Raw genomic sequence first — 9,550 nt, forward strand, 5'->3', positions numbered from 1 at the left:
TTCGGGCGGGAAGCGCCGCAGCCCAAAGCCGATGGCCCCGGCCAGCAGGCATCCGCCCCACAGAAGAGCAGCAGTTCCACGCCGCCGCCCTCCGCCCCAAGGGAGAGGCGTTTCGGGCGGGAAGCGCCGCAGCCCAAAGCCGATGGCCCCGGCCAGCAGGCATCCGCCCCACAGAAGAGCAGCAGTTCCACGCCGCCGCCCTCCGCCCCAAGGGAGAGGCAGAACGCACTGCATGCCAGCGCGGCCCCGCCTGCCGCTGCCGCCGGGAGAAAGCGCCCCGGCCAGAGCCAGCTGCCGCCGGGAGAAAGCGCCCCGGCCAGAGCCAGCGGCCCGCCACGATCGCTCCCAGCCCGCAGAGCAGGCAGATGCTCTGCAAACTCAGCGCCCCAAAGCCGTGGAGCAGCAGCCCCAATGCTGCCCCGGCCGCGCTGGCCGCAAAGCAGTCCTCCCCCAGACCCAAAGCCAAGCCGGGCCCAAAGGGGAGCAGCGCCCCGTATAACACGGCCCAGCCGCCTGCCCGCCCCGTATAACACGGCCCAGCCGCCTGCCAGCCCCACGGCCAGGGCAGCCCCCTGCCGCAGGGCCGGGCGCACCGCCGCCCGCGTCCGCAGCGGCGTATGCCACAACCGCGCCGCATTGCCTGTATTCCCGCCTGAGATGACCCGCATGGATTCCTGCATAGAAAAAGTCCCCGCTTTCCGGCGGGGACCTTTTGGTACTTTGTATTTTGGTTCTGGCTCCCACGCCTGCTGCATATACTGTAGCAGGCCCGCGGGGCGTTTTTTCGGGCAGAACAGGGAAATGCCACCGTTTTGCCAAATGAGCCAGAATATCAGCCGTTCAGCTTCTCGATGGCGGCCTTGACCCGCTCCAGGGTCTTCTCGCGGCCCATCATGCAGGCCAGGTCGGTGCCGCCGCCGGGGGTGCGCTGCTTGCCGGAGAGGGCAATGCCCAGCGGGTAGAGCAGCCAGCCGTTCTTCTTGCCCAGCTCCTCGGCCTTGGCCTTGCAGGCGTCAAACACGGCATCCCGGTTGGTAAAGTCCAGTGCCTCGTCGCTCAGGACAGGCAGCAGGGCTTCCAGCGCCTCCTTGGCGGACTCCGGCGTGGTCTTCTGCTTCTTATTGGCGTACAGGCTCACATCGTACTCCGGCATGGCGTCGAAGAAATCCAGCTGCTCGGGGATCTCGCCCAGCACCTCGCAGCGGGGCTGGAGGTTGGCGCAGAGCAGTTTCTTATCAATGGGGGTGTGCACGGCCTGGTCGATCCAGGGCTCTGCCTTGGCGAGGAACTCCTCGGGAGACAGGCGGCGGATATACTCGGCGTTGATGGCACGCAGCTTGAGGGGGTCAAAGATGGCGGGGGACTTGGAGATGCCCTCCGGAGACCAGACCTTGACCAGCTCGGGCAGGGAGAAGATCTCCTGCTCGGCATACTCGCCCTTGGGGCTCCAGCCCAGCAGGCAGATATAGTTGAGGATGGCCTCGGTCAGGTAGCCCTTTGCCACCAGATCCTGATAGCTGGCGTCGCCGTTGCGCTTGGACAGCTTGTTCTGGGCGTCTTTCATGACAGGCGGGCAGTGGATATAGGTGGGGATCTCCCAGCCAAAGGCCTGATACAGCAGGTTGTACTTGGGGGTGGAGGACAGATACTCGCTGCCACGGATGACATGGGTAATGCCCATCAGGTGGTCGTCCACCACGTTTGCAAAGTTGTAGGTGGGCATTCCGTCGGTCTTGATGAGGATCTGGTCGTCCATCTCGCTGTTGTTGACCTCAATGTGGCCGTAGACCACATCGTCAAAGCCGGTCACGCCCGTGCGGGGGATCTTCTGGCGGATGACATAGGGGTCGCCTGCTTCCAGATGCTTCCGGACCTCTTCCGCGGACAGGTCGCGGCAGCAGCCGTCGTAGTGGGTCATCTCGCCGTTCGCGCGCTGCTCCGCGTGCAGGGCCTCCAGCCGCTCCTCCGAGCAGAAGCAGTAGTAAGCCTTGCCCTCCGCCACCAGCTGCTCGGCATACTGCTTGAACATGCCCATCCGCTCGCTCTGCACATAGGGGCCCACCGGGCCGCCGATGTCCGGGCCCTCGTCCCACAGCAGGCCGGTCTCCCGCATGGTGTTGTAGATGACGTCCACCGCGCCCTCCACATAGCGGCCCTGGTCGGTATCCTCAATGCGGAGGATGAACGTGCCATCCTCGTGCTTGGCCATCAGGTAGGCGTACAGAGCAGTGCGCAGGTTGCCACATGCATATAACCCGTCGGCGAGGGGGCAAAACGGGTGCGGATCTTATTCGTCGGCATAAAAACGCTCCTTTTAAAATCTCTATCGGGATGCAATCAAAATTGCAGAAAAACTCATTGTTAGTTTAACGTTTTGGGGCCGTTTTGTCAACGGAAAAGCGCCGCCGGGGTATCATTTTGCCCTGCGTCGGGCATCCTTTTAAAAGAACGAGAAATATTTTGTCGAAAGTGCACGCAAACATTGACGAACCATCCAAAATTTTGTATACTGAAAGGGAGAGATGGCACAATTTTCCTGCCAATTCCTGCATCACGCGCGTCACGCGCGTCGCCCCGGGCATTGCGGCCCGGTCCGGCAGGGAACGCCATCGTTAGGAACTCTCTCATCTGTGTAAAAGGTAAAAGGAGAATAGGACTTATGAAAACAACTGGAATCGTTCGTGGTATTGACGCGCTTGGCCGTATCGTCCTGCCCAAGGAGCTGCGCACCAGCATGCGCCTGGACAGCGACGCAAAACTGGAGATCTTTGTGGAGGGTGATTCGATCATCCTCAAGAAATACCGCCCCAACGGCAGCTGCGATTTCTGCGGCGAGGTGGACTCCAACGCCGTGCAGTACGAGGCTACTGCATCTGCTCGGCCTGCCGCCGCAAGATCGGCGCCCTGTAAGCAACACCTGGAAAGGAGCCGCGTCCCATGAGCCAGATGATCGATTTTACCGTTCCCTCCACCGTCCCCGGGCGGACGCTCCACGCGTTCCGCTGTGTCCCGGACGGGCAGGTGCGGGCCATCGTCCAGCTCTCCCACGGCATGGTGGAATTCATTGACCGCTACAAGCCGCTGGCCGAATATCTGGCTGCCCGGGGCATCCTCGTCACGGGGCACGATCATCTGGGCCACGGCGGCTCCATCCGCACCAAAGCCGATTACGGCTACTTTGCCCAGCCGGACGGCAACCGCGCCGTGCTGGACGACCTGCACGCCATGACCGTGCTGACGAAAACACTCTACCCGGATGTGCCCTATTTCCTGCTGGGGCACAGCATGGGCTCGTTCTACGCCCGGCAGTACCTGTGCGAGTGGGGCAGTGAGCTCTCCGGTGCCATCATCATGGGCACCGGTTTCCAGCCCAAAGCCTGGTGCAGCTGGCAAAAACCATCTGCCGGGTGCTGGCCGTCTTCTTCGGCTGGCAGCACCGCAGCAAACTGGTGGCCAGCCTCTCGTTTACCGGGTACAACAAGGGTCTGGAGGGCCGCACCCCGCAGGACTGGCTCAACCGCGACGCCGCCGAGGTGGACAAGTACCGCGCCGATGAGCGCTGCATGTTCACGTTCACCCTGAACGCCTATTACAGCATGTTCACCGGCATCCTGCGGCTGTACGACCCAGCGGTTCTGGCACGGATGCCAAAAGACCTGCCCCTGCTTTTCCTGGCCGGCGACGCCGACCCGGTGGGCGAGCAGGGCAAAGGCGTCCAGCGCGCCATTGACAGCCTGAAAGCCGCCGGGGTACAGAACATCCAGAAGAAGCTCTACCCCGCGCGCGCCATGAGCTGCTGATGGAGCTCAACCGGCAGGAGGTCATGGCCGACATTGCCCACTGGCTGGAAGCGCAGCTGCAGCCCTGACCGCAATTTCCCCCACACACGCAGAAATCCCCCTTTGCAGTTTCACCGCTGCAAAGGGGGATTTTTTGTTCCGTATGGGTCACCGCCGCATTGCGTGCAGCAGGATCCCCGCCGCCCGGGCGTAGTCTTCCAGCCCGATGGTCTCCACGCCGTCCACCCTTGCCGGGGTATCCGTGGCAAGGGCCAGCAGGGTCTCCGGGGCACAGACGCTCTCATGGCTCACCGCGCCCCGCACCAGCTCGATCTTGGGGTAGGGCGACGCTTTCTGTCCCTCCAGCAAAACGAGGTCACAGTCCGCAAACTGCCCGATAAGAGCTTCCAGACTGCCGGGCTGGGGGCGGACCACCATCCACTGATGGCCGCTGTAGACGGCCACGCCGTCGGCCCCGGCCTGCCGCATCCGGAAGCTGTCGGTGCCGGGCACGTCCGGGGTAAAATCATGCCCGTCGTGCTTGATGACGGCCACCCGCAGCCCCCGTGCCCGCAGAACGGGCACCAGATGCTCCAGGAACGTGGTCTTGCCGCTGTTCTTGATGCCGCTGATGGCAGCTACAAAGGGCTTTCGCGCGCTCACAGCAGGATCACCTCAACTTCGTCTCCGGCATTCAGGGCCCGGCTGCCCGCCGGGACATCCACCAGGCAGTTGCATCCCGCCAGCGCCCCGATGCCGCCCGAGAAGTGCCCACCCTTGGGCAGAGTGACCACACCGCCCATCAGCGTGGCCCGCACAAAGCGGCGCAGGGGCGACGGCTTGCCAAAGCCATTGGCAAGGGCGGCTCTTACCCGCACGGGGGCGGGGTCTGCCCCCTGCAATTTGGCCAGTGCGGGCCGGGCCAGCAGCTCGAACGTCGCAAAGCTGGCAAAGGGGTTGCCGGAGAGGCAGAGCAGGACATGCCCGTCTTTCCCCGCCGCCAGCGCCGGGGTGCCGGGCTTTGCGTCGATGCCGTAAAACAGCAGCTTTGCACCGGCCTCTTCGGCAGCCTGGGGCAGATAGTCCCGGTCGCCGACGGACACGCCGCCCGTGGTGATGACCAGCGGATACTCCGCCAGCAGCCGGGCCAGCTTTCCGGCCAGTGCGGCGGGGTCATCCGGGCCTGCCGCCAGCAGGGTGGGCTCGGCACCGGAGGCGGAGCATCCGGGCCGCCAGCATGGGGCCGTTGGAATCGTAGATCTTGCCGGGGCGGAGCGGGGTTTCCGGGCTGCAGAGCTCGTCTCCCGTGGGCATGAGGGCCGCGCGGGGCTTGGCGTAAACGGTCACTGTCTGCACGCCCTGCCCGGCCAGCAGGCCGAGGGAGACTTCGTCCAGCCGGGTGCCCGCCGGGACCAGGCATTTTCCCGGGGCGATGTCCTCCCCCGCAAAGCAGACGTTGGCCCGGGCTTCCACATGAGCATGGAACGTCACGGTCTGGCCATCGCTCTCGGTATCCTCCTGCCGCAGCACGCAGTCCGCTCCGGCGGGGACCGGGGCCCCCGTCATGATGCGGGCAGCCGTGCCCGGGGCCAGCGGCCCGCCAGGGTCGCTGCCGGCACAGAGATACCGGCCGACGGGCAGGGTAACGGGCGTTTCCGGGCCTGCGGCGGCAATGTCCGCCGCCCGCAGGGCATAGCCGTCCAGCGCCGAGCGGTCAAAAGGGGGCTGTGCCACCCGGGCACAGACATCCCCCGCCGCCACCCGGCCCAACGCCTGCAGCAGCGGGATCTCCTCGGTTTTCTCTGGCACATCCAGCGCGTTCAAAATCCGCGCCACGGCCTCTTCCACCGGGGTCTGGCCCCGCCTTTTCTGCGGCATGTTGGCGGCTCCTCTCACAACAAATTGGAATCCTATTGAAAATTCGTCTTATTCGTAGAACAAAAGCACCTGTTCCGGGGCCACGCCCAGCCGGGTGGGCATGGTTTCGGGGACGATCTCTTTCGAGACACGCCACCAGATATCCGGGCTTCCGGCGGCCTGACCCTCGGCACGCATCCGGATGATCCACTCAAAGGGCTCTTCCATCTTGCCCACGCAGTGGACGGCAAGCGGGTTCCGCACCTCTTCCGGGCGGAAGGAATGGGCACGGACGCCCATGGCCACCAGTCCGTCCTCGACCATCCGGGCCGGGTGGAGATCGACGCCCCAGTCCGGCACAAAGATAGTGTGGTCATCCACCTTGCGGGCCGGGAAGATGTTCTTGCAGCCCGTCAGGCGGCCGCCCTGCACGGTGCGGGGGTCAGCAAACACCTGCTTGGTGGGGCCGTGGGCCAGCACCCGCCCGGCGTCCATCACGGCGATCTGCCCGCACATGTGGTAGGCTTCGTCCCGGCTGTGGGTCACGATGACCATATCGCCGGGGAAATCCGCCAGCAGGGCCAGCAGGTCCACCTGCAGCTGATCCCGCAGGTGGCTGTCGATGGCCGAGAACGGCTCGTCCAGCAGCAGGGCCTTGGGCCGGGAGACCAGCATCCGGGCCAGCGCCACGCGCTGGGCCTGCCCGCCCGAAAGCTGGGCCGGGCGGCGGTCTTCCAGCCCCTCCAGCTTGAGCAGATGGATGGCGTGCTCAAAGGCAGCCTGCTTTTTGGCGGCGTCTTTCTCCCGGCGCAGGCCCGTTAAAATGTTGGCCCGCACCGTCATGTTCGGGAAGAGCGCGTAGTTCTGGAACAGATATCCCACGCCCCGCTGCTGCGGGGTGAGGTTGATGTGCTGCTCACTGTCGTAGAGGGTCACGCCGTCCAGCACGATGCGGCCTTTATCCGGTGTCTGGACGCCCGCAATGCAGCGCAGCGTCTGGCTTTTGCCGCAGCCGGAAGCGCCCAGCAGGCCGGTAATGCCGCCATTGGTCTCAAACCGGGAGCAGAGATGGAACCCGCCATAGTCCTTTTCAATATCCACCAAAAGACTCATCGCGTTTTCCCTTTCTGCTTCTGTTCCAGCATGTTCACGGCCAGCAGCACCACCGCCGAGATGGCCAGGTTGACCAGCACCCAGCGGCACGCCAGCGCCTCGTTGTCGGTGCGCCAGAGCTGGTAGACCGTGGTGGAGATGGTGGCCGTCCTGCTCGGGGTGTAACCGGCGATCATGCTGGTGGCACCGTACTCACCCAGCGCGCGGGCAAAGGTGAGCACCGTACCGGCCAGAATGCCCTGGCGGCAGACGGGCATCCGCACCCGCCAGAAAATGTAGGGATTGGAGAGGCCCAGCGTCCGGCCAGCGTCGGCCAGGTCCTCGTCAAAGGCTTCAAACGCGCCGCGGGCCGTGCGGTACATCAGCGGGAACGAGACCACCGCCGCCGCAAACACCGCCGACCACCAGGTCATGGGCACCTTGATGCCAAACCGGGCAAGGAAAATGCCAAATGGCCGTTTGACACCGAAAAGCAGCAGCAGGAAGTACCCCACGACCGTGGGCGGCAGCACCATGGGCAGGGTGAGCACCACGTCCAGCAGGCCCTTGACCAGCCGGGGCAGTTTGGCTACATAGTACGCAGCAAAAATGCCCGTAAAGAACACCGCCACGCAGGCAATGGCCGCAATGCGCAGCGAGTTATAAAGCGGATACCAGTCCATTATTTCACCATGGCAAAGCCAACACTCTCAAAAATAGCGGCAGCGTCATCCGTGGTGAGATACTCCAGGAAAGCCTGTGCCTCTTCTGCATGGGCGGTAGAGGCCGTCAGGGCAGCCGGATAGATGACCTGGCGGCACTCGTCGGCCGTTGCTTCGTCCACCGTTTCCAGCCCTGCGGAGTAAGCATCGGTGGCATAAACGATGCCGCAGTCGGCAGCAGCTTCCTTGACCTGGGTGGTGACTTCCTTGACGTTGGAGCCATAGGTGATCTTGTTGCTGCTCTCCAGCTCGTCCAGGATGCCCAGGTTGGTCAGGATCTCAACAGAGTAGCTGCCCACGGGCACATCCTCGTTGCCCAGAGCGATCCGCTTGCACGGATCGGTGCCGATGTCCTCAAAGCTCTGGATGTCGGCCGGGTTGCCCTCCGGGACAGCCAGAACGACCTTGTTCTCCAGCAGATCAACGCGGGTGCCGGTGTTGATGAGATTCTCCTCTTCCAGGGCGTTCATCTGCTTCTGAGCGGCAGAGAGGAAGAGGTCGCAGTCCGCGCCCTCCTCGATCTGGGTCTTCAGGGTGCCGGAGGAATCAAAGTTGAAGACCAGCTCCACGTTGGGGGCCACGGTCTTGTACTGCTCAGAGATCTCGTTCAGGGTCTCCGTCAGGGAAGCAGCGGCAAAGACGGTCAGCTGGACGCTCTCGCCGGAAGCCTCGGAAGAAGCAGCGGCAGAGGAAGCCGGAGCGGAAGAATCCTGCGAAGAGGCAGCTGTGCCACCGCAGGCGTTCAGCAGCAGGGAAGCGGACAGGGCCAGAGAGCCCAGGATCAGGGTACGACGTTTCATGTTGTTCCAAACCTCCAGAAAATGTAAAGGCATCTATCAGCGCGCGCAGTCGTTCACTTCACCCCTCAGCAGCCCCAGTGCGTGGGGCATCTGCGGCAGAAACACATCCATGCTTTCGCATACTGCTTTCGGGCTGCCGGGCAGGTTGACGATCAGCGTCTTCCCCCGGATGACCGACACCGCGCGGGAGAGCATCGCGCGGGGGGTGATGGCCAGCGAAGCAGCCCGGATGGCCTCGGCAATGCCGGGGGCCAGGCGGGTGGCCACGGCCATGGTGGCCTCGGGGGTCACATCCCGGGGGCCAAAGCCGGTGCCGCCGGTGGTCAGGATCAAATCGAGCTGACGCTGGTCGGCCAGGCGCGTCAGGGTGGTCTTCAGGGCCGCGGCGTCGTCCGCCAGCAGGATCTGCTCCACCACCTCATAGCCCTCGGCTTCCAGCCGCTGGACGATGGCGGGGCCGCTCTTGTCCTCCCGCTCGCCCCGGGCGCCCTTATCGCTCAGGGTGATGACCGCCGCCTGCCAGGGCAGGGGCTCGGCGCGGGGGATGAGCTTCATCTCGTCGCCCACCTTGATGTGGCCGCCGTGGAGCACCTTGGCAAACACGCCCTCCCGGGGCATGATGCAGTCGCCCACGGCCTTGTAGATGGCGCAGTGGTTGTGGCACTCCTTGCCGATCTGGGTCATCTGGAGCAGGACATCGCCCACCGCCAGCAGGGTGCCCACGGGCAGGGTGCGGAAATCGAACCCGTCCACCACCAGATTTTCTCCGAACGCACCATAGGCCACATCGGCCCCCTTAGCGCGGAACGCTTCGATTTTTCCAGCCCCAGCAGGCTGACCTGCCGGTGCCAGTTGCCGCCGTGGGCGTCGCCCACAATGCCCCACTCCGGGGTCAGGTCGGCTTCCGGAATGGCGTGCTTCTGCACGCCCCGGACTTCGGAAATGCAAATTGCTTGGATGATTCCCATAAGTATAAAATCCTCGATGTTTTCCTATTTTCAGCCGCCAATGGCCGCCATGACATGCTGTTCCGTGATCTGGCCCGTGCCAAAGCAGTGGGACCGGGGCTTTTCGTAGATGGTGGCTGCCATGGCCTGTTCCAGCGCAGCGTCACCGGCCCCGCCGCGGAGCAGGGCCCGCAGATCGGTGCCCTCGCCGTAGCACAAGCAGGGCTTGAGCAGGCCGGTGCTGGTCACCCGCGCCCGGTTGCAGCTGGCGCAGAACGCGTGGCTCACGGCCTCGATCCAACCGATCCGCCCCAGCAGCCGGGCGCTGGCGCGTAGTGGGCCGGGCCGTTGCC

The 9,550-nt window shown here is 64.3% G+C and carries 8 protein-coding genes and 5 pseudogenes; 3 read left to right on the top strand and 10 right to left on the bottom strand.

The window, feature by feature from the left end; translation table 11 throughout:
• Together DXA70_RS13095 and gltX are read right to left on the bottom strand one after the other, a co-directional pair.
• Positions 1 to 680 (bottom strand): annotated as a pseudogene (locus DXA70_RS13095) (hypothetical protein); the annotation flags it as partial.
• A 152-nt stretch (positions 681 to 832) separates the two neighbouring features.
• Positions 833 to 2,301 (bottom strand): annotated as a pseudogene (gene gltX, locus DXA70_RS13100) (glutamate--tRNA ligase).
• A gap of 358 nt (positions 2,302 to 2,659) precedes the next feature.
• Here gltX and DXA70_RS13110 point away from each other — a divergent pair.
• From DXA70_RS13110 to DXA70_RS14960, 3 genes and pseudogenes are all read left to right on the top strand, one after another.
• Positions 2,660 to 2,910 (top strand): annotated as a pseudogene (locus DXA70_RS13110) (AbrB/MazE/SpoVT family DNA-binding domain-containing protein).
• A gap of 27 nt (positions 2,911 to 2,937) precedes the next feature.
• Positions 2,938 to 3,582, top strand: coding sequence for an alpha/beta fold hydrolase (locus DXA70_RS13115; protein WP_243001418.1), 645 nt, complete (start codon positions 2,938 to 2,940; stop codon positions 3,580 to 3,582).
• A complete protein-coding gene (locus DXA70_RS14960) occupies positions 3,486 to 3,800 on the top strand; it encodes an alpha/beta hydrolase (RefSeq protein ID WP_347553575.1) in 315 nt (104 codons plus the stop codon). Before DXA70_RS13115 ends, DXA70_RS14960 begins: the two co-directional genes overlap by 97 nt.
• A gap of 147 nt (positions 3,801 to 3,947) precedes the next feature.
• Here the strand turns inward: DXA70_RS14960 and mobB are convergent, their stop codons facing one another.
• The 8 genes and pseudogenes from mobB to DXA70_RS13150 form a co-directional block, all read right to left on the bottom strand.
• Positions 3,948 to 4,442 (bottom strand): molybdopterin-guanine dinucleotide biosynthesis protein B, encoded by a 495-nt coding sequence (gene mobB, locus DXA70_RS13120; protein WP_112115531.1) that lies wholly within the window; start codon positions 4,440 to 4,442, stop codon positions 3,948 to 3,950.
• Positions 4,439 to 5,032 (bottom strand): molybdopterin-binding protein, encoded by a 594-nt coding sequence (locus tag DXA70_RS14965; RefSeq protein WP_347553576.1) that lies wholly within the window; start codon positions 5,030 to 5,032, stop codon positions 4,439 to 4,441. The genes mobB and DXA70_RS14965 overlap by 4 nt, the downstream gene beginning before the upstream one ends.
• A complete protein-coding gene (locus DXA70_RS14970; protein ID WP_243001420.1) occupies positions 4,953 to 5,657 on the bottom strand; it encodes a molybdopterin molybdotransferase MoeA in 705 nt (234 codons plus the stop codon). The genes DXA70_RS14965 and DXA70_RS14970 overlap by 80 nt, the downstream gene beginning before the upstream one ends.
• Positions 5,658 to 5,705: 48 nt before the next feature.
• On the bottom strand, positions 5,706 to 6,749 hold the full coding sequence (locus DXA70_RS13130; RefSeq protein WP_128118723.1) for an ATP-binding cassette domain-containing protein: 1,044 nt from the start codon (positions 6,747 to 6,749) through the stop codon (positions 5,706 to 5,708).
• Positions 6,746 to 7,411, bottom strand: coding sequence for a molybdate ABC transporter permease subunit (gene modB, locus DXA70_RS13135; RefSeq protein WP_128118724.1), 666 nt, complete (start codon positions 7,409 to 7,411; stop codon positions 6,746 to 6,748). The genes DXA70_RS13130 and modB overlap by 4 nt, the downstream gene beginning before the upstream one ends.
• A complete protein-coding gene (gene modA, locus DXA70_RS13140; protein WP_128118725.1) occupies positions 7,411 to 8,250 on the bottom strand; it encodes a molybdate ABC transporter substrate-binding protein in 840 nt (279 codons plus the stop codon). The genes modB and modA overlap by 1 nt, the downstream gene beginning before the upstream one ends.
• Positions 8,251 to 8,286: 36 nt before the next feature.
• Positions 8,287 to 9,218, bottom strand: a pseudogene (locus tag DXA70_RS13145) (molybdopterin-binding protein).
• A 30-nt stretch (positions 9,219 to 9,248) separates the two neighbouring features.
• Positions 9,249 to 9,550: pseudogene (locus DXA70_RS13150) on the bottom strand (cyclic pyranopterin phosphate synthase MoaA); the annotation flags it as partial.

Origin of the sequence: Faecalibacterium sp. OF04-11AC (assembly GCF_003460645.1) — a bacterium.
Taxonomy (GTDB): domain Bacteria; phylum Bacillota; class Clostridia; order Oscillospirales; family Ruminococcaceae; genus Faecalibacterium; species Faecalibacterium prausnitzii_I.

What these genes read in the sequence shown, in the direction of transcription:
- DXA70_RS13130 (WP_128118723.1), bottom strand. Translation starts at nt 6,749, where the DNA reads ATGAGTCTTTTGGTGGATATTGAAAAGGACTATGGCGGGTTCCATCTC.
- DXA70_RS13115 (WP_243001418.1), top strand. Translation starts at nt 2,938, where the DNA reads ATGAGCCAGATGATCGATTTTACCGTTCCCTCCACCGTCCCCGGGCGG.
- modA (WP_128118725.1), bottom strand. Translation starts at nt 8,250, where the DNA reads ATGAAACGTCGTACCCTGATCCTGGGCTCTCTGGCCCTGTCCGCTTCC.
- DXA70_RS14970 (WP_243001420.1), bottom strand. Translation starts at nt 5,657, where the DNA reads ATGCCGCAGAAAAGGCGGGGCCAGACCCCGGTGGAAGAGGCCGTGGCG.
- modB (WP_128118724.1), bottom strand. Translation starts at nt 7,411, where the DNA reads ATGGACTGGTATCCGCTTTATAACTCGCTGCGCATTGCGGCCATTGCC.